Origin of the sequence: Chryseobacterium sp. B21-037 (assembly GCF_028570785.1) — a bacterium.
Classification (GTDB): domain Bacteria; phylum Bacteroidota; class Bacteroidia; order Flavobacteriales; family Weeksellaceae; genus Chryseobacterium; species Chryseobacterium proteolyticum.
This window is the reverse complement of sequence record NZ_JALGCB010000001.1, coordinates 4,399,762-4,417,933: the sequence shown is the minus strand read 5'-3', so window position 1 is coordinate 4,417,933 and position 18,172 is coordinate 4,399,762. Positions and strand designations below refer to the sequence as shown.

The window sequence follows — 18,172 nt, the reverse complement described above, 5'->3', positions numbered from 1 at the left end:
TATAAAAAAATGACAACATCTTATCTATATCCTACCTTCGAGGCAGGAAAACATTTATTCAGTAAAAATATAAAAGGTTCTATCGTTAATCTGAACCTGATTAAATTAAAAAAAGAAGCCGATTATTCATCTCATCCGGAACTGAAATCTTCCGGGATCACAAGTGGCTGGGATGCATATTGCCGATACATACAGGAAACAGAACCCTTTCTCACAGCCAGTGGAGGTGAAATTCTTTTTATTGGAAAGGGGGATCATTTTTTAATAGGGCCTGAAAAAGAGTATTGGGACATTTGCATGCTCATCCGTCAAAAAAGTGTAGGCGACTTTTTAAATTTTGAACAAAACGAAGAATACATAAAAATCGCAGGCCATCGCACCGCAGCTATTGAAGATTCTCGACTGTTACCCCTGGAAGAGATTCTGCTTCAATCGATAAAACCCAACAATGGAAACAGCAATCATTAACAATGTAGATTTATGCTACGAGATCTTTGGAGAAAATAATAGTACTTCTATAATTTTAATCTCAGGATTAGGCAGCCAGATGATCCGATGGGATAATTCTTTCTGCGAGCAGCTTTCTTCACAAGGCTTCAAAGTCATCCGTTTTGATAACAGGGATTCCGGGGCTTCTGTTTTTACTACGGAAAAAGAAATCCAATTCGGAGGAAATATCGAGCAAACCTTTTCAGAGATCAGAAAAGAAGACATTCCCTATTCACTGAAGGATATGGCAAAAGACGTTATAGGGCTTATGGATCATCTACACATTAAAAAGGCTCATATTATTGGCAGATCCATGGGTGGGGTGATTGCACAATTGCTGGGCTCTTACTTTCCCGAAAGAGTATCATCGATCACCATTATTATGTCTACCTCGCTCAATCCTCAGCTGCCTTCTGGACATCCGGACGTTATGGCAATGATGACCCAACCACCTGTTGATTATCTTACCAACAAAGAAGCTTATATTAAAGAAAAAATAATTTTTGCCAAAAGGATATCAGGCAATTTCCCTTTGAACGAAATGCAGGAAAGAAGTTTAATAGAACAGGAATTAATCCGTTCTAAAACAAAAAATGGTTTGTTCAGACAATTACTGGCTATGGGTTCGTGGACATATAAACCTAGTGACCTTCAACAAATCTCAGCACCTGTTCTCATTATCCACGGAACAGATGATCCTATTTTTCATCCTGAATCCGCCAGGGATCTTCACCGAACGATTCCGAATTCAGAGCTTATGATGATCGAAGGAATGGGACATTCCATTCCGGAAGAGCTTTATATCCCAATCTGCAAAAAGATTATACAAACTGTAAATTTATCGGAAAAATAAAACTCCCTTCTTAGAAGGGAGCTTTCCTGTAATTAGTTATTTTGCAGGCACCAATGTAAAATCTTGGCAATATTTTTAGCATCGTCCACACCGCGGTGATGGGTTCCTTCCAGCTTAAGATTAAGTTCCCCTAAAGCCCTGCTCATTCCTACACTTTTCCTGATCGTAGGATGAACAAACCCGAACAATGTCTTCACATTAATATGACTATCACTTAAGGGATAATCAAGATTAAATCTTCTGGCCTGGTTTTGAAGCATGTTCAAGTCATAATTGCCATAACTTGCCCAGGTAAGATGTTCTGAATGATATTCTGCCCGGAGTATATCTACGGCATCATCAAATAAAACACCTTCTTCATCCAGCATCTTTTGGGTGATGGTAGTCAGCTCCGTACAGAATGGGCTCACCTTTGAATATTGAGGTCTTACCAAAATCCCTTCGTTTCTTGAGATCTCGCCGGTCTTTGCATCCATAACGCAAACCCCGATTTCAATGATCTCACTTTCTTGTCCTCTTGGCGGCCGGCTGTCCCAACATGTTGCTTCGAGGTCTATAATAAGTATATGATCTGTTGTTTTCATAGTTTTCGTCGTACATGTATAAAATGTACTTTGTTATTAATAATTGGTCAACTTCAAATGAGCTCTGGTTCCTATGTCAGATCAACCGAAAAGAGCTCATTCTGTCTTCTAAAATTTTCAAGCAGGTTAATAATATTCTTTTTACCCACCGGATTCATGGAATGACAGTAAAATTGAGGTAAATCCACATGATGATCCATACAATATTCAATCAGCCATTTTGCACAGTCATATCCCGTCTTTTCGGAATCCCAGTTACCGGTGTGCTCTCCATCAGCAAGGTCGTGATCAAAAGAGATCATTTCCGGAAGTCCATTTTCTGAAATCCAATGGATAAACTGCTTATAATTCCGAACGATGATCCAGTCTTTCAATAAGAAAAAATCCTGTTTTGTATAGCGATAGGCTTCTTCCGGACACCTGATATCATCAAGAAACAAAAGCTTTTGTATCATTTTCATAAAATCATCAAGATTTATTATTAAACCATCATATCTGCACAATTGGAGCTCGCAAAAGCATAAGGTTTAGCTTTGAATACATATCCCATTCCCAAAATATACCCCATGGCATCTTTCAAGGCTACATTGGATTTAAAATCAGGATCTGTATTGATATCAGCATGAACCTCCATTTCAACCCCATATTTATCTAAAACAGGACAGATGGTATAAGCAATTTCTACAGATTTATTCACCTCATTAAGCATCCGCTCTTTGATGCTGATTGTTTGAATTTCTTTTTGTTTTCTGATAAAAGTAAACGCACCTTTTCCTTCACGAATAAATACCACTGCCGTAGCATAGCTAATAGTATCTCCATACACATGAGAATCTGATCCCACACAAACTTTCAGTCGGTATCCATTAGCTTCTTCGCGGATGATGGCTTCTTCTATCAACTGCGTGATAGGCTTGTGGAAAAATTTCCCACTCATATTCTGCCATATTTCTTGTTGCGTTTCCATTTTTTTACATTTTTTAAAATTCTACATATTGTTCTTTATAATTGATAAGCGATGATTGAGTAAAGATTTTGTTGATTCATCAGGACTCGAACCTGAACAACAAGAGTCAAAGTCTTGTGTGCTGCCGATTACACCATGAATCATTCTGCAGTACTGAGTTACATATATATAAGTTTTGTCCGCAATTACAGAACAGACAGGATCGAACCTGTACCTTCGTAATTATCATTGATTATAGATAAATAAAAATTCATTATAAAAACCAAATGGTTATTTATCTTTATATGAATTAACATTTTGTACAGGAAAAGGGAGTCGAACCCTCAATATCTTGAGTCTAAGTCAAGTGCGTCTGCCAGTTCCGCCATTCCCGTATTTTTTTACAAATTATAAATGATGAGATATTATAACAGATAAATTATAATAGCTGCAATCATTGATCTATGATCAATCATCACTTTTAGTTAAGGTTAGAGAAAGTTTGTCGGTGTAAACTTTTGCTTGTTAGTGTTTGTAAAGATCTTCTGCGCTTGACAAACCCTTCTCTTTCCTCTTTCGTTATATGATTGATCAATGATGATTGATCATTGATTGATAAGATATTAGTCTTAAAATTTATGAATCATCTTTTATCTTTTATCTTTTATCTTTAATTAATAATAATCGACTGATTAGGAATCGAACCTAAGCGACAAGAGTACAGTTCCTGCATGCTGCCATTACATTATCAGTTGATTGTGGTGGAAGTGGTAGGATTCGAACCTACTCAGCAATAAAGCAACAGATTTACAGTCTGCCCCGGCTCTCCAACTCCGGCGCACTTCCAGATTTATATAAAGATCAGCGATAAAGATGAATAGAGGTTTTGATTTCATCATAATTTCTGATCATTATAATGGAGTAAGCAAAAGGCCTGTCTTAATTTTTTGTTTGATATAAGAACTTCTGCGCCCGACATCCTTTTAACTTTTCTCCGGAACTAATCTCATTTTAGTTATTTGAGATGGTTATGGGATTCAAACCCACTCAGCTTACGCAACGGTTTTGCAGACCGCCCCGACTCTTCCACTTCGGCGAACCATCAGGTTTTATTCATTATAATTGATCGTTCATTAGTGATAATTTACCTGCATTTCAACTTTTCGCGTTCAATTAAAAATAGTCTGGAAAGCAAGATTCGAACTTGCGACCTCCCGCGTCCAAGGCGGGTAAACAACCACCGTTATCTTTCCAGTTATAAGGTTCAGCTTCCTATTTCTTTTCCGAGAGACAGTCGGAGCCAAAATATTCTGTGAACCTTGCGGTCTATGCGAGAATCGAACTCGCAGTGCCCAAGAGACAGTCGGGCAGGTTAGCCATTACCTCAATAGACCTTTTTGCGGAGAACAAAGGAATTGAACCTTCACGACTATCGTAGAACTTATGAGCAGTAAGCCGCAACCAACCCCTATTTATCTACTCTCCTTTTAATCCCAGAGAAATTAAACCTCCCCTTTTTCCGGTTTTAAAAGACCGGTGGTCGGTTCATTAAGCTAGGGAATTGTACTTTGGGTTTCTCCGGGGATCGAACCCTATTCTCCGGTGCCACAAACCGACGCTTTACCAAATAAGCTAAAGAAACCATAAAAAAAGCACCTCTTTTCGGGAGGTGCTGTATATATTTGACGTGTCAGATCAATAGCTGACCCACATATATAAGCACCTTTTATCCACAAATTCACTATCCTGAAGACATGGGTAACCTTTCGGCTCCTCTGCTTGTAGTCTTGAATACGGATTAAATATGTAATGCAATTGTTTCATTATATTTTTTGTTTTAAACACTTTTTGAAATTCTAAAAACCTGTTGCTTTCAATTTTCGATTGCAAAGTAAATATGATTTTTTTTAACTCGCAAATAAATTTCAGGCGCAATAACTTAAAAATCAATAAGTTACATCAATAAAAAAGAAATAGAAATTCCTGTCCGCAAATTATTGCAGATACTTTAATTACCTAAATGACTGTCTCTCACCGGTTTGTTTATCACTCTATTTTATTGTATTAAAATTTCATCGCTAATTAAAAATTTTCACTTTTTTGGTTATTTTTTTTCATTCTAAATAATTTCTGTTCTAAAAACACAAAAAACGCCCCGGGAATCGAGGCGTTTTTGCAGTATTTTGATTAAATCTTTACGAGTTTACAGTAAATAATTTACAAAGTCAGCACATTTTACCTCATTCCATATCATGCATTCATATCCAAACGAATCCTTTAGTACAGGGCTATCGTATAGATTTAAACTGATATGTGCTGTTTGTATTGTCATAATTTTATGTCCGCAAAGATAATATTTTTCCTGATAAAATGGTGGTTTTGAAAGCTTCAGCCATTATGTTTGTTAGGAATTTATAAAGATTACTATGGAATTCTTAAGTCTTTTAATCTTTTAATTCAAACATCAATTAATTCCTGAACATCTTATTCCTTCCAGTCTTATACCTTGAAATATCTTTTAAAATAAGCGAATCATCAGGATTAAAATATTTTAGCTCATTTACAATTTCGGAATGGGTTTCTACCTTTTCGGAAATGATCTCATAAGCAATATTTCTCGTGACAGTCTGAAGGGAAGAGTTCTTTTTAAATTCATACTTCATAGCCTCCAGATAAATCAGCTTTTTATCTGCTGGCGTTTCTTCATATAAATGCTGAATTTCCCTTTCTAATTTTGTAGAATCAAAAATATTTGCAAAATAATTGTTCAGGCAATTGAAGGCATCTTTATTTTCTTTCCATCCTGTTAATAGGATTTTCTGTGCTTCATCAGGCATTTCCATCTTTTTTCTGTAGATCAGCGAGGCTTTTACCATCTGGCTGTTATCCACGAAATCATCTGCCAACATCTGATAATAGACATGTGCATTTTTTATATCATTCATCTCTTTATAAAGATCACCTACTTTTTCTTTCTGATCGAGTTCTTTATAAAGATCAATTGCTTTTCTGTATTGTTTTGCTTTTTCATAGCAAGCCGCAGCATCGGATTTATTATGCAGTCTTTTCAGATAAATAACCGCTGCCTCATTATAAAATTCACCATTTTCCAGTGTTTTTGCTGCCCTGTAATTATCCTGGAGAAGGTTCATATAAACTTTTGCGGCTTTTTTGTAATCTCCTTCTGTAATATATTTTTCTGCCAGCTCTTCATACTTACTACGGATTCTGTCAAAAAGAGAATTTTCAAGGTAAAAGTTTCCTCCCGAATTTCCTCGCCTTCCGGAACGTTGATCATTTTTTTCTTTATCCTTCAGGCTGATCATTACCACAAAAATTATGATAGCCACCGCGATAAAAATACCCAAGGTGCCCAATACACTCCAGAAACTCTGATGAAAAAGTTGCGCTACAAGCCCCAGCACTTTAAGAAGTACCAGTATTAAAAATGCTCTGATAAATTTATCTATAAACTTCTGCTTATTCATCTTTATCGGATTTTAAAATGGTTTTGTCCTCGCTGAATAAACGATATACCAATAAGATGACACAAATAACCAGGAACCATACAAACCAGTTGTACCCGTACATCCCGATCAACGGATAAAAAAGATAGATCAGCATTCCTATCAAAATAAGAACCAGGAATATTTTAATACCACCGGGTACATTATCGCCTCCGATATTCAATGTTTTCTTCCGGAAGAAATAAGAATAAAGCCCTACACTTCCGATAATCAGAATGATCAGCCAAATAATCTCGGAGAATGAAATGTCTTTAGATGATGTGCTTTCATCACCCAACCTTTCTTTTGTATTTACATTTTGACCGGATGAAAAATGGGGTTCCGCACTTTCTAAAGTTCCATAAAGCCTTCCAAGAGAATCTTCCATTAAAACCTGCTTTTTTCTCCAGATACTTTTTACAATTCCCTGATCAACAGGTTTATCATGATTTTTCTTTTAATGGAATCGGAAATTTTACGCTGGTAGTCCCTGGATTTGTCTGCAATATGTTTTGCTATTTTCCTGTTGTAAATTTTCTTTAGAAAATCCCGCGTCTTACTTTCTTTTGCCCTGTAATTTTCAAGCTTCTTTTCCACCTTATTCATTTCCTTCGCGTCGGATCCTTTGGAAGCTGCGGCATAGTCTTTCATTAATTCCTTTCTTTCATTATGATATAGGGAATCAATCTTCATATCTATTTCGGTGAGACCGGATTCAAAGGCTAACTTGCCGGGATTCTGATTTTTCAAAGCCTCCTTTGAGAATACATTTCCTGAGGAAACAGGGCTTTCTGTTGTTCCCTCTTCTTTAGTAAAGCCTATCATAATTCTCCCGACAATAATTATGATCCATAATGCAAGGAGAACCCACCGGTAATCCCTTTGTTTGCCATTTGCCCCGTTTCCTCCCCATAACCGGCTCAGCCAATTGTTATTAAATCTGAACTTTCCGGAGCCATCTCCTCGGGAAGTTCCCATAATATCCAGAGGCACGCCCAAATCTACAGCCCGATCAGGATATTTTTCTATATACTTTAGATATTTTTCGATTTCTTTTTTGTTTCCCGCCATCACTTTTTTCAGATCAAAAGGCAGGTTTTTCATCCATTCTTCTTCCGTTGTTGAGGTCCGCAGAGATTCCATCATTTTTTCATCATCAATTTCCACTGCAAAACTTTTGATTTCTTTTGGAATATAAACTCCGTTTAATGGTTTGCTGACAGAAGATCCATTCTTTTGTGGTTCTTCAAGCAATGCGGTCCAATCTATTTCTTCTCTTAATTTTACCATTCCGAATTCGGGATGGATAATCAGAAACTGAGAATCAATATGGAGCCAGTCTTCAGGAGTGACCTTAGGATAAAATGTAGTGTATTCAGGGATAAATAAGACCTCATCTATACATTGAAAATAAGAATTCCTGCCAACTTCCCGGGGGACCTCATTATTAAAAACAATAAAACAGCCATACAGAATATTAGGTTCTTTGGAAGGAATCGCAAATGTCATTACCTGGTCTAGGTCAATTCCCAAAGCATCCATTTCACTGAGCCATACGGATGGTGAAGAACTCCTGATCAGAAGTCCCTTCCGGGGATAATCATTCTTTGGAAAAGGTTTTATTCTAAGTTCCATATTCCAGAATTTGATTGATAAAAGTCTCCAGATAATCTGAACACATATCCCCCATTGTTCTCATCTTAAGCAAGGTGGTTTCAGGAAGGTAATATTCTGCTCCTCCAAATTCGGTATGGGTTGCCAGAGACAAAAAGCCATGTTCCGTAGAAGGGATATAAAATACCGGAATATTTTTATTACTGCTTTTGAAAGTTAATATCCCACGGGAATCCGTGATAATCTCACTTCCGTCTGAAAAAGTAAATTTATTTTTGTACTGATTCGCAATTATTTTTATCCTGTGATTATTTCGGTATAATGTCAGAGAATTGTCATAAACTTTCGCCAGCCTGTTATTTGATATGACGAGGCTGTTTTCAGTGTTGATTCCGATATTATTAAAGTTATTTAAAATCTTTATTCCGCTATTCGCCAGCTTTTTCATTTCAGTTTCTACTTTTGAATGATTCCGGGCTATCTCTTTATCATTCTTCACCGATTCAAATGAAATATTTCCATCGATATTAATATGATAGATCCAGGAGGATTCCGCATGATGCAGATAAAAACTTTTGTTAAAATAAATCAGCCGATAATCATTGGGTATATTTTTCCCGGTTAGATTGAGCTCAGAATATTCTTTGGTATTAAGATTAAGTTTTGAAATAATATGCTTATCAGGCTGGTACTGGCAAAGGATAAATTGTTGTTGCTTATTTTTAGCCAGAGCAAACTGCCCGCGGGGTCTTACCGAAATATTTTCGATTAAAACCTCACAGCCCCGATGTATTCTGTATCGGTCATAATAATCCTTATTATAATAATTATCAGACAAATAGGTTTTAAGCAGCTGCTTTTTATTGCTCAAAATAAAGAACTCCCCTTCATACAAAAAGGAAGCTATTTTGTTCATGGGTGTTGGAAAAAGAATAGGATAGTTCTTCGGAACATCCGTTTTTTTGCCATTCACAGAATCCTGATCAGCTTTCTGTTTTCGTTGTGGTGGATTAGCCCATAAGTCTTTTAGCGGAAGTACAATTTTCTGGATGTGTTTCCTTGTTCCTTTATGATGTTTGAAGAAATTAACCTCGCCATCAACAGATGTCGTTACTATAAACTTAAGCCTGTCCCTGTTTTCATGAATTACCTTTTGCAACCCTTCATTCATGAGATTTTCCTGGTTGGTGATAAAAAATACCTCAAGATCTTTTTCCGTGTGCTCATTCTGGAAAAACTTATCTAGAGCCTGGGAAACATCCAAAGCTGAGCTTACCTGATTCAGATGATCCACAACATTTTCCACGCTATCAAGAGAAACAGGAACACTTGTTTGCCCCAGAACGAAAACTTTACATTCCGAATGAGCTTTCGGATGCTTAATGACCGCAATTGCAGATGCATAGGCCAATACTTTCGGTATTCCCCAGTTTTTCAGAGAGGTATCTATTAAAATTATTCTTTCAAAAACATTTTCTTCAGGAGGTATCTCCCTTTGAATATAAAGGGTTTCGTTGTTGGCTATTCTGCTCATAAAAACCTCATCTTCATTTGCGAATTCCGACAAAAGCATTCGGTGAAGCTCCCCCTTATTGGTCATATCAGAAATTCCTCCTATTGGCTGCTCACCGGGAGAAAGGTGACGCATGGGAATTTTGAGGCCACTCCAGATTCTTTTGATCAGGCTTCCTACCTGAAATGTTTTAGGCTCTTCTATTAAATCCTGGATAAAATCATTATTGGATTCTACGGTTATCTCCTCTTCTGCAACCTCATCATCCAGCTCCGGCTCAGTGCCAAAGCCTTTCATCGCATAAATAATTGACTCTACCGAAGGAAATTTTTCATTGAGCCACACAAGAACTCTGGTATCCTTTACCAGAGATGAGGATGTTACGGGTATTTTTTCAGCACTTTTGGCCAGAGCATAAGGATTTTTTGCAAACTTTTTCAGAAGCAATGAACCCAATGGTGCAGAGATCCTGTTATGGGCATTGTGAAATAATGTTTGCAGCAAAAGAATTCTGTTCTGCCCTTTTTTATAAGATTTACCCAATTTATTCAGGTTCCCCAGAAAATTGATAATGCAATCCACATCAATATTTACTTTGGCTTCCCTTTCAAGCTTTTTTAAATAATACGAAACGGCATTGAAATTAAGATAGCCTTCCTGGGTTGCATAAAGTACTAACAATAAAGCTCCAAAGGGAGGGATTCCCTGCAGATGTAATTCTTTCAGGACTTCAATTATGTAAGGCCGGTATGCAATGGCTCCCACATTCGGAATGGATACAAGGTTATTTTCGTGATAACCTGTCTCATCACGCACATCTTCATCTGTATTCCATTCCCAAAAATATCCTTCGTAGGACTGGAAGTATTCATTTAGCTCCATTCTTTCGCTTTTTGAGTGAGCCGGTATGAGCTTATGGAAAGCTTTTTCAGATCTTTCTTAGCAATGGACAGATAACTTCCGTCTTCATTCCATAAAAGCCAATAGCTCATGTTCTCATTATATTTTCTTTGAAGTAAAGCACTTACATTCTTAAATTCAAAATCAAATCCGGTGGGTAAAAGATGTCCTTCTTTCTCCCAATAGGTTTTTCCCGGTAGCCCCAGTAAAGGTGTACCCAGGAATAGCGCCCTGTCTCCAATGATAATCCATTCGTTTCTTTCAAGTTTGAATGTAGGTAATGTCGGAATAACCGCTCCAATCTCCGACATGGGACTTAATAAAGCGATGGCAGGCTGTTCTGTAGTTTCAGGTTTTAGCCTTATCCTGATTTTTTCATTAATTCCAAAAAAATTCTGATTGGATGGCGGCAGAACCAGACGCAATGCCTGGTCAATAGGAGACCATAATAATGCAGTTCTTACTTTCCGGGTAGGAACTAAGGCTTTCTTTTTAAATAATAAACCATTACGGAGCTCATATAAAATGAAATTGGGCAATTGTTGCACCTCCGGAGAAGCAGCCTGCTCTTCGGTAAATCCTTTAAGCCAGATCGTCTCATCCTCCAAAGCAATCTGAAGATTTTCCCAGTTCCGGATCGAACCTAAAAAATCTTCATCAGCACGAGGCAATTCCGCCCAAAAATCAATTACATGCTCTGTAAGATCCTCTGCCATAAGCCTTCTATTTCCTGTTGAATATATTGTTTCTGTTCAGGATTTTGATCCAGTCACAGCGGGTTTGTAGATATCTCAGTTTATCTTTAATCACATTTTGTTCTTCAAATGTTGCAGATCCGCTATCCCATTTTTCCTGTAAGATTTTCACATCCTTCATTACCTCTTCAGGATTCGGCATTTTATTGTGCAATGCCTGAGGATGGCTTTGCGGGTTTTCATCCTTTTCGATGGTCCTGTTAATGATCCCTTCCAGAATTTCAATCTGCTCTTCCGTATCCCAGATATGTTTCAATACCCAAAGGTCGGAAAGTATTGCTTCACTTCTCCCGCAAATCAAAGCACTTGCAGCAATAAGGTTCTGAAGCTTTACCGCTCTACGGTCGGAAATTGCAATTCCGGTATTCCGGAGACTGATCACAGTATTGAGGTAAACTTCATAAATAGGTTTCAGATCCACTGTTTTACAAAGGTTCTGAAGCTCTCTTATTTCCTCGGCCCTAATTTCAGGAATATCCCTTTCCTCTGCATTTTCTAATCTTCTGCCTGCTAAAAGAACCTGTTGAAGCAGCTCAGGATTCACATAATCTACATTGATCCTGATAAGAAAACGGTCGAATAAAGCATTTAAAGCTTCATCTTCAGGTAAAACATTGCTTGCTCCCACAAACATGAGTGCAGGCAGATGCTTGGTTTCCTTTCCCCTCTTAAAGATCTTTTCATTCAAAGCCATCAAAAGCGAATTGAGGATCGCTGAATTGGCATTAAAAATCTCATCCAGAAAAACCATTGAAGCCTCGGGCATCATCCCTTCTGTATTGGTAAGAAGTTCGCCTTCTTTTAATTTCCTGATATCAAAAGGACCGAAAATTTCATTCGGTTCCGTGAAGCGGGTCAGCAAATACTCAAAATTCTTCCCATCTTTAACCGTTTGGGACAAGGTTCTTACAATAGCTGATTTTGCAGTTCCCGGCGGACCATATAAAAATGCATTTTCTCTGGCCAGAAGGCAGATCCCCAGCAGATCGACCACATCGTTTTTACCTACAAAAGTGTCTTTTACGTAATTGAGTACTGCATTAAGCTTTGAAATATTCGGAATCATTTATTTTCTTCTTCGTTTATAATTTTTAATTCTCGCCAGAACCCGTCTTTATGTAAGCCAAATTCAGCAACCAACAACTTGTTAATATAGGGTATTTCAGCCAACCTTTGAGCTCTTTTTTCAACAATCCTTTCAAGATATAGCTTCCGGTATGTCGGTTCTTTCAACTCTTCCTGCCAATTCATATTTTCGAGATCAAGATCATACCCTACACCCGAGTAATGGAATTGCAGCAAAATACTTTCCAATTTTTTTATCAAAGGATCGTCGGGGTCCAAATTCTGAAGAACAACAATTATCTGTGGTAAAAATCTCAGCGAAAGATCTGCTGATAAAAGTGCTTCGGAATTTTTCATTCCTCTAAATTCAGGGATGAACTGATCCAGGTCTTTTGCCGTGTTTTCCCTTATTAAATACAATTGAGCAGCATAATAAAGGACCTTAGCAGCCCAGACTGCAGCCTCTTTATCATACTCCAAATGATCCGTCAAAAACTCCAGTCTTTCTTTTTCAAATTCTGATTCAAAATAATCCGCGGCATCCTGTTCTTCTTTCTCTGAAATTTTTTGAATATTTGAAAAAATGGTGATACATTCTTCTTTACGGAGAAGAAATAAAGTATCCAGGAAAGGAGATGTATTTTCGGTCATATAACAAAAGTAAAATTATTTTTTTGAGAATAAAACTTTAATATCATTATGATTAAGAATTAATTAATGCCTCTGTCTTCGGTCAGCCACGGGAATACAAAGGCATAAAACAAATTTTTTAGAGGATATAAAGATTTTTAAAACCGACGAAGTTGATAATAAAGTATTTTTGTTCATAAACATTTGAAAATCTAGGATTTTCCAGTGCTCTGAAAACATAAAATAATAAAATAACCTTTGCGTTTTTGCGATTAACTTAAAAAGCAATAAAAGTAAAAGTTGCTATCTTTGCCGTCATTCAAAATAACATTATGAGTATTCACATAAGTGCAAAAAAAGGAGAAATAGCGAAAGTAATATTGCAGCCGGGGGATCCGCTTCGTGCACAATATATTGCCGAAAACTTTTTAGAAAATGCAAAACTGGTAAGCAAAACCAGAGGTATTTTGTATTATACCGGACTTTATAAAGGAAAAGAAATCAGCGTAGGAGCAAGTGGAATGGGTTTTCCAAGCATCGGTATTTACTCCTATGAATTGTACACCGAATATGATGTAGATACAATCATCCGTATCGGTACCTGTGGAGCTTACACCACAGATCTGAAAGTATTTGATATTCTAAATGTTGAACATGCGGCAAGTGAAAGTACCTATGCAAAATATGCATGGGAAATAGAAGGAGATATTATTTCTCATCAGGGAAATATTTTTGATGTGATCAATGCAACGGCAGAAGAATCTTCTTTGAAAACCAAGGCTGTTACTATTCATAGCAGTGATATTTTCTATCGAAAGGATTTAACCGTTCCTGAGATTGCGACAAGATACAACTGTCCGGCTGTGGAAATGGAAGCCTTTGGATTATTCGCCAATGCTAAACATTTAGGGAAAAATGCAGCCACAATTCTTACGGTAACGGATATCATTCCTACTCACGAAAAAATTTCGGCAGACCAAAGAGAGACAGCGTTGAAACCGATGATTGAGCTGGCTTTGGAATCAGCATTGAAAGTTATTTAAAACCTTATATCACCCTAATTATAGAAAGCAATATTGCGAATCGCAATTTGCTTTTCAACCATAAAAAAAGAGCTTCACTTATTCAGTAGAGCTCTTTTTTATATCCTGAAAAATTTTCTGGCGACCGCTGTTGTTTCCTCTGCTACATCTTTCAAACTTATTTTCTTGATCTGAGCAATGGTTTGCGCCACATAAGGTAGAAAGGCAGGTTCATTTCTCCGGTTCTGACTTCGCGCTGAGATATTTTTCGGAAGCATAAACGGAGCATCCGTTTCAATCATCATTCTTTCTAATGGAACATACCTGATCACTTCCTCAAGGTGTTTAAATCTCTTTTCATCACTGATTGCTCCTGTAAATCCTAAATAAAACCCTTTATCCAAATAGCTTTTTGCTTCTTCTAAAGTCCCGGTGAAACAATGAACGACTGATTCCGGAAGTTGAGAAAGGTAATCCTCTGTAATTTCGGTAAATCTTTTAAATGCAGATCTCTCATGAAGGAATAAAGGTTTATTGATTTGAATTGCCAGTTCAAGTTGTGCACAATAACACTTCTCTTGTAGAGGCCTTGGTGAAAAATCACGGTCAAAATCCAATCCGCACTCTCCCACTGAAACCACATGGTCCTGTTTTAGAAGGTTCCTGAGTTCGCCGATACTTTGATCATTAAATGATTTAGCATCATGAGGGTGAATGCCCGCCGTTGAAAATAAAATATCCGGATAATCCTGCGCTATATCTGCAGATTCTTTACTTCCACGCACACTTGTCCCCGTAAGGATCATATAGTCTACGCCATTGTCCAGAGCACGGTTAATCACTTCGTCTTGTTCATTATAGAACTGTTTATTGGTCAGATTAATGCCAATATCAATGTAGGTATTCATTTTTCTTTTTTTGTTTTGTTATTGATATGAAAATATCTTATTACATGGGGACTGTTTACGGCACTTCTAAAAGATCTTTCACTATGGAATTTCTTGTACCTGGAATATTTTGTTCCATTAATTTCTTTGGTTATTTTCACCCAGACAAGTTCTTGTTTTTGTCTTCTTACCTTCCGTAATGGTATGGATTCAGATAATTGGTCATCTATATCGGATTGCTCAGTTCTCCGCCACTTTTTGTTCCCATACTTTTTCAGGTAAGTTCCTATTTTCCCGTATTCAAAAGCCCGAAAAGTCCCTTTGTTATAGATATTTTTCATTCGGATGAATTTTTGGCAAAATAAAGCATTTGCTACGCAATCTTTTTACGCAATATATTATTCATTGATAAAAGTTTCCAGAAAACCAATAAGCTGTGTTCCTCCGCTAGCCCAACGAATGCCGTGTCCTTCTTTTTCCCTTATTTCGTAGACAACCCCATGCTTATAATGAAAGAATACATTCCACCAGGTTTTATTCTCGATGATATAATGGATTTTAGCCATTACCTTTTCCTGTTTTTGAAAATTACTGCCTTTTACCTCACCCCAGAACTGGTCGTCCGTTCTTCCCACATGTTTTTCCCATGCTCTCTGTGCAATGGTGATTTCTTTATTAAAATAGACCTGACAACTACCAATCAAAGCATCTTTTAGAGGTGGAATGGCTTGTTCATCACGAACGCTTGCTGAAGTAAGTCTCTGCCCCAGAACATCAAGCCAGTATTCAAAGGGGATTTCTTCCAATTGTCTTGCTTTTTCTTCATTTTGATCCTTAGTTTCCAGAATATGGATAAAGTGCCCGAAACTTTGCTTCCGGTCAATCAGAATTTCTTCATTAAAATAAGGAAGATGCCAATCTAAAGTTCCATCTTTAAATCTTTGAATGTTTTGATCGATAGTCCGAAGATGTTCTTCCGAAACAATGGCACCATATTTTTCTTTCCAGGAGCCCGAAAAAAACAAAGAACATGGCTGAATTCCGCTCATTTAAAAATTTTTAACCAAAATAGCAGATTTTTTTCAGCAATAAAAGTACACTCTACATTATTGTTGACGTAAAAATGAAAAATTTAAAATACATTAAATAATCTTTGTTCATTAAAAAATCCCCATCAGTGACAGGGATTTTATAATTTATTATTTTGATGGGTTACTCATTGCTTTTAAGCTGTGCCAGGACTACCGATAAATTGTTAATTCCCCAATGCTCAAAATATTTCCCATTTTTAAGACGGACAATATCAATGACATCAATACTTATTCTTTTTCCTGAAGGTGCAATTCCCATAAAATTTCCGGTATGAGTTCCGGATATATTTTTTCTGGTGGTAACGAGATCTCCTTCCGCAACCTGCTGAAGAATAGTCACCTGGATATCTGGCATGGCAGGTCTTAATATCCCATTGAAAGTATTGATCATTCCCTGTTTTCCATTATCAGCACCTTGTGGGGCAGAGTGGTTGATGAAGTTCTCATCCATGAGTTCTTCAAAGGTTTCAACATTCCCCTTTTCAATAACTTCTATATTAAAGCGTTTTACTATTTCTTTGTTTTTTTCCTGTTGCAAATCCATATCTTATTATTGATTTTTTCCTTAGATACGTAAATTTAGGATAAAACATTATTCGCTCCAAGGAGAATGCAGAATACAGTTGCAGAAATTTTTCCTTTCAAAATTTGGAATCATAAATGCACAGACATCTGCTTTTATATTTCCGAAAGTGGTTTCGGTTTTATGTTTAAATCCATCAAAAAACGTTGGAATAATTTTATTCTTAAAATCATTCCGGGGAAATGCCTCTATAATCTCATTCCGGTCTGAATCACTCAGATACTCATACCCTTCTCCCATTACATCCAATCCTACTCCGGAGTACATCAAAGCTACTTCATTCTCCTTATGTTCTGCAATCCCAATGGTTGTATGCAATGCTATCGTATCCCAAACCAGCTGCAATTGATCTTTCGGAAGACCGTGGCTTTTCAGAAAATCCCTTGCTGCATTAGCTCCGTCTACTTCAAATCTCAAATCGGGACTGCTGTAATGGGGCACTAAACCCAGATCATGAAAAACTGAGCTTATATACAAAAGCTCTGCATCATACTCCATATTTTTTCGTTTTCCGTTAAGTGAAGAAAAAAGGAAAACCCGTAATGAGTGGTTATAAATAAATTCCGTTCCATACTCTAATAGCAATTCAGTGGCTTCGGCAGCAATTTTACTGTCCGGAATCATAATTCCGGCAACACTTTTTAATCTTTGGACTGACATATTTTTTATATTTTAATCAATACAAAAATAGGCCTGTCCTTCTTGCTCCGGAATGTCAGAATATACCTATTACCTGCCAATATTTACAAACATCCTACGGTATTCTAATGGTGAGATATCTGTGTGTTTTTTGAAAAAATGACTGAATTGTTCAGGCGTGCTGAATGCAAGGTGATAAGCAATTTCTTTTATTGTTTTAGCGGAAAACTGCAATAATCTTTTTGATTCGGCGATCACTTGTCCCGCAATGACCTCTTTAGCTCCTTTACCGCTTTTCTTTTTTGATATATCGGATAATTTACGGGGTGAAACGGATAGCTGTTCTGCATAGTACAATACATCATGCATCTTGTTATATTGCTGACTGAGTAATTCCAGAAACCTGCGATAGATCTGATTGTCGAAATCGTCAATTCCATCCTGAAATGAAGGCATTGCATTGGCCAGCTTAATCATCAGAATTTTTAAATAGGCTGCCATAGCATCTAATTTATTGGGATAATCGGCACCTTCATATTCTCTAAAAAGGATCTCACAAACCCCAATCAGTTCAGTGAAGTCCTTTTCCTGTAAAGGAAAATTCTGATGAAGGGCAGCATCATTAAAAAGCATCAATTTACAATTGGAGGCACTCGATGGTGCCTTTTCCCAAAAGCAATCTCCAAAGCTTATTTCAAATCCGGACAACTGATTGGGATGGGATAAAGAAAATATTTGTCCTTTCGATATGACAAATACCTCCGGCCCCTGAATATTAAATTGTTTCCCATCAATAATGATGCTTCCGTTTCCTTCGTGAACAATGAGCACTCTGTTATAGGTAACACTGACTACATCCGTTTTTTCCAGAACCGAATGATCCAGTTTAACCACCTGAAAAGAATCCTTTATTTCCTTATCGAAGATGAGCACTTCATCATACATATTATATGCTTCTCTAATGGTTCCAAAAGTACGAATATCAAAAAAGTTCACAACAGATCTGCCATACTATTTCCGGAATCACAAAATAGCAACAATCAATGATGCTTTTTACAACAAAAGGAATGTTTTATACAATCTTTTGATTTTTAT

Annotated in this window: 19 protein-coding genes and 7 tRNA genes; 3 read left to right on the top strand and 23 right to left on the bottom strand. The window is 37.0% G+C overall.

The annotated features are described in order from the left end of the window. The first annotated feature begins 9 nt into the window (after nt 1–9). Both MTQ00_RS19800 and MTQ00_RS19795 read left to right on the top strand, forming a co-directional pair. Nucleotides 10–468 carry a DUF1330 domain-containing protein gene (locus tag MTQ00_RS19800; RefSeq protein ID WP_273650740.1) on the top strand — a complete coding sequence of 153 codons (459 nt, stop codon included), beginning with the start codon at nt 10–12 and terminating at the stop codon, nt 466–468. Then, entirely contained in the window at nt 449–1,342 is an 894-nt protein-coding gene (locus MTQ00_RS19795; protein WP_273650739.1) for an alpha/beta fold hydrolase, read from the top strand. The genes MTQ00_RS19800 and MTQ00_RS19795 overlap by 20 nt, the downstream gene beginning before the upstream one ends. A 32-nt stretch (nt 1,343–1,374) precedes the next feature. Here MTQ00_RS19795 and MTQ00_RS19790 read toward each other — a convergent pair whose 3' ends face one another. From MTQ00_RS19790 to MTQ00_RS19710, 17 genes are all read right to left on the bottom strand, one after another. Beyond that, nucleotides 1,375–1,926 (bottom strand): 3'-5' exonuclease, encoded by a 552-nt coding sequence (locus MTQ00_RS19790; protein WP_273650738.1) that lies wholly within the window; start codon nt 1,924–1,926, stop codon nt 1,375–1,377. A gap of 71 nt (nt 1,927–1,997) precedes the next feature. Beyond that, nucleotides 1,998–2,387: a cyclic-phosphate processing receiver domain-containing protein gene (locus tag MTQ00_RS19785; protein ID WP_273650737.1), complete on the bottom strand. Its 390-nt coding sequence runs from the start codon at nt 2,385–2,387 to the stop codon at nt 1,998–2,000. 20 nt (nt 2,388–2,407) lie between these two features. After that, complete coding sequence (locus tag MTQ00_RS19780; protein WP_172283751.1) at nt 2,408–2,893, bottom strand: ribonuclease H-like YkuK family protein; 486 nt, start codon at nt 2,891–2,893, stop codon at nt 2,408–2,410. Nucleotides 2,894–2,964: 71 nt separating this feature from the next. After that, nucleotides 2,965–3,036, bottom strand: a tRNA-Gln gene (locus MTQ00_RS19775). A 157-nt stretch (nt 3,037–3,193) separates the two neighbouring features. Continuing rightward, nucleotides 3,194–3,267 (bottom strand) — tRNA-Leu (locus MTQ00_RS19770). A 364-nt stretch (nt 3,268–3,631) separates the two neighbouring features. Beyond that, nucleotides 3,632–3,718 (bottom strand) — tRNA-Tyr (locus MTQ00_RS19765). A gap of 176 nt (nt 3,719–3,894) precedes the next feature. After that, nucleotides 3,895–3,976, bottom strand: a tRNA-Cys gene (locus MTQ00_RS19760). Nucleotides 3,977–4,055: 79 nt separating this feature from the next. Beyond that, nucleotides 4,056–4,127 (bottom strand) — tRNA-Pro (locus tag MTQ00_RS19755). Nucleotides 4,128–4,194: 67 nt separating this feature from the next. After that, nucleotides 4,195–4,266 (bottom strand) — tRNA-Asp (locus tag MTQ00_RS19750). A 176-nt stretch (nt 4,267–4,442) separates the two neighbouring features. Next, nucleotides 4,443–4,515: transfer RNA gene (locus tag MTQ00_RS19745), tRNA-His, on the bottom strand. An 825-nt stretch (nt 4,516–5,340) separates the two neighbouring features. Continuing rightward, entirely contained in the window at nt 5,341–6,360 is a 1,020-nt protein-coding gene (locus MTQ00_RS19740; protein ID WP_172283749.1) for a tetratricopeptide repeat protein, read from the bottom strand. Next, on the bottom strand, nt 6,353–6,766 hold the full coding sequence (locus tag MTQ00_RS19735) for a hypothetical protein (protein ID WP_273650736.1): 414 nt from the start codon (nt 6,764–6,766) through the stop codon (nt 6,353–6,355). Before MTQ00_RS19735 ends, MTQ00_RS19740 begins: the two co-directional genes overlap by 8 nt. Before the next feature lie 29 nt (nt 6,767–6,795). Beyond that, entirely contained in the window at nt 6,796–8,013 is a 1,218-nt protein-coding gene (locus MTQ00_RS19730; protein WP_273650735.1) for a hypothetical protein, read from the bottom strand. Next, entirely contained in the window at nt 8,003–10,387 is a 2,385-nt protein-coding gene (locus MTQ00_RS19725; protein ID WP_273650734.1) for a hypothetical protein, read from the bottom strand. The genes MTQ00_RS19730 and MTQ00_RS19725 overlap by 11 nt, the downstream gene beginning before the upstream one ends. After that, nucleotides 10,378–11,121, bottom strand: coding sequence for a hypothetical protein (locus tag MTQ00_RS19720; protein ID WP_273650733.1), 744 nt, complete (start codon nt 11,119–11,121; stop codon nt 10,378–10,380). Before MTQ00_RS19720 ends, MTQ00_RS19725 begins: the two co-directional genes overlap by 10 nt. 7 nt (nt 11,122–11,128) lie before the next feature. Next, nucleotides 11,129–12,226 carry an AAA family ATPase gene (locus MTQ00_RS19715; RefSeq protein WP_273650732.1) on the bottom strand — a complete coding sequence of 366 codons (1,098 nt, stop codon included), beginning with the start codon at nt 12,224–12,226 and terminating at the stop codon, nt 11,129–11,131. After that, nucleotides 12,223–12,876 carry a hypothetical protein gene (locus MTQ00_RS19710; RefSeq protein ID WP_273650731.1) on the bottom strand — a complete coding sequence of 218 codons (654 nt, stop codon included), beginning with the start codon at nt 12,874–12,876 and terminating at the stop codon, nt 12,223–12,225. Before MTQ00_RS19710 ends, MTQ00_RS19715 begins: the two co-directional genes overlap by 4 nt. 311 nt (nt 12,877–13,187) lie before the next feature. Here MTQ00_RS19710 and deoD point away from each other — a divergent pair, with 311 nt between their 5' ends. After that, entirely contained in the window at nt 13,188–13,898 is a 711-nt protein-coding gene (gene deoD / locus MTQ00_RS19705) for a purine-nucleoside phosphorylase (protein WP_172283737.1), read from the top strand. Nucleotides 13,899–13,996: 98 nt separating this feature from the next. Here deoD and MTQ00_RS19700 read toward each other — a convergent pair whose 3' ends face one another. The 6 genes from MTQ00_RS19700 to MTQ00_RS19675 form a co-directional block, all read right to left on the bottom strand. After that, nucleotides 13,997–14,785 (bottom strand): TatD family hydrolase, encoded by a 789-nt coding sequence (locus tag MTQ00_RS19700; protein ID WP_273650730.1) that lies wholly within the window; start codon nt 14,783–14,785, stop codon nt 13,997–13,999. Further along, nucleotides 14,782–15,105: a hypothetical protein gene (locus tag MTQ00_RS19695; RefSeq protein ID WP_273650729.1), complete on the bottom strand. Its 324-nt coding sequence runs from the start codon at nt 15,103–15,105 to the stop codon at nt 14,782–14,784. The genes MTQ00_RS19700 and MTQ00_RS19695 overlap by 4 nt, the downstream gene beginning before the upstream one ends. Before the next feature lie 57 nt (nt 15,106–15,162). Further along, nucleotides 15,163–15,813 carry a hypothetical protein gene (locus MTQ00_RS19690; RefSeq protein ID WP_273650728.1) on the bottom strand — a complete coding sequence of 217 codons (651 nt, stop codon included), beginning with the start codon at nt 15,811–15,813 and terminating at the stop codon, nt 15,163–15,165. Nucleotides 15,814–15,976: 163 nt separating this feature from the next. Further along, a complete protein-coding gene (locus MTQ00_RS19685) occupies nt 15,977–16,399 on the bottom strand; it encodes an ester cyclase (protein WP_273650727.1) in 423 nt (140 codons plus the stop codon). Nucleotides 16,400–16,447: 48 nt separating this feature from the next. Then, on the bottom strand, nt 16,448–17,098 hold the full coding sequence (locus MTQ00_RS19680; protein ID WP_273650726.1) for an HD domain-containing protein: 651 nt from the start codon (nt 17,096–17,098) through the stop codon (nt 16,448–16,450). A gap of 69 nt (nt 17,099–17,167) precedes the next feature. After that, nucleotides 17,168–18,073, bottom strand: a complete 906-nt coding sequence (locus MTQ00_RS19675; protein WP_273650725.1) for a helix-turn-helix domain-containing protein — start codon at nt 18,071–18,073, stop codon at nt 17,168–17,170. Between the last annotated feature and the right edge of the window lie 99 nt (nt 18,074–18,172).

Coding starts and splice junctions, on each gene's coding strand:
- MTQ00_RS19715 (WP_273650732.1), bottom strand. CDS start 12,226: ATGATTCCGAATATTTCAAAGCTTAATGCAGTACTCAATTACGTAAAA.
- MTQ00_RS19700 (WP_273650730.1), bottom strand. CDS start 14,785: ATGAATACCTACATTGATATTGGCATTAATCTGACCAATAAACAGTTC.
- MTQ00_RS19790 (WP_273650738.1), bottom strand. CDS start 1,926: ATGAAAACAACAGATCATATACTTATTATAGACCTCGAAGCAACATGT.
- MTQ00_RS19690 (WP_273650728.1), bottom strand. CDS start 15,813: ATGAGCGGAATTCAGCCATGTTCTTTGTTTTTTTCGGGCTCCTGGAAA.
- MTQ00_RS19740 (WP_172283749.1), bottom strand. CDS start 6,360: ATGAATAAGCAGAAGTTTATAGATAAATTTATCAGAGCATTTTTAATA.
- MTQ00_RS19735 (WP_273650736.1), bottom strand. CDS start 6,766: ATGGAAGATTCTCTTGGAAGGCTTTATGGAACTTTAGAAAGTGCGGAA.
- MTQ00_RS19725 (WP_273650734.1), bottom strand. CDS start 10,387: ATGGAGCTAAATGAATACTTCCAGTCCTACGAAGGATATTTTTGGGAA.
- MTQ00_RS19800 (WP_273650740.1), top strand. CDS start 10: ATGACAACATCTTATCTATATCCTACCTTCGAGGCAGGAAAACATTTA.
- MTQ00_RS19685 (WP_273650727.1), bottom strand. CDS start 16,399: ATGGATTTGCAACAGGAAAAAAACAAAGAAATAGTAAAACGCTTTAAT.
- MTQ00_RS19780 (WP_172283751.1), bottom strand. CDS start 2,893: ATGGAAACGCAACAAGAAATATGGCAGAATATGAGTGGGAAATTTTTC.
- MTQ00_RS19680 (WP_273650726.1), bottom strand. CDS start 17,098: ATGTCAGTCCAAAGATTAAAAAGTGTTGCCGGAATTATGATTCCGGAC.
- MTQ00_RS19730 (WP_273650735.1), bottom strand. CDS start 8,013: ATGGAACTTAGAATAAAACCTTTTCCAAAGAATGATTATCCCCGGAAG.
- deoD (WP_172283737.1), top strand. CDS start 13,188: ATGAGTATTCACATAAGTGCAAAAAAAGGAGAAATAGCGAAAGTAATA.
- MTQ00_RS19785 (WP_273650737.1), bottom strand. CDS start 2,387: ATGAAAATGATACAAAAGCTTTTGTTTCTTGATGATATCAGGTGTCCG.
- MTQ00_RS19795 (WP_273650739.1), top strand. CDS start 449: ATGGAAACAGCAATCATTAACAATGTAGATTTATGCTACGAGATCTTT.
- MTQ00_RS19695 (WP_273650729.1), bottom strand. CDS start 15,105: ATGAAAAATATCTATAACAAAGGGACTTTTCGGGCTTTTGAATACGGG.
- MTQ00_RS19710 (WP_273650731.1), bottom strand. CDS start 12,876: ATGACCGAAAATACATCTCCTTTCCTGGATACTTTATTTCTTCTCCGT.
- MTQ00_RS19720 (WP_273650733.1), bottom strand. CDS start 11,121: ATGGCAGAGGATCTTACAGAGCATGTAATTGATTTTTGGGCGGAATTG.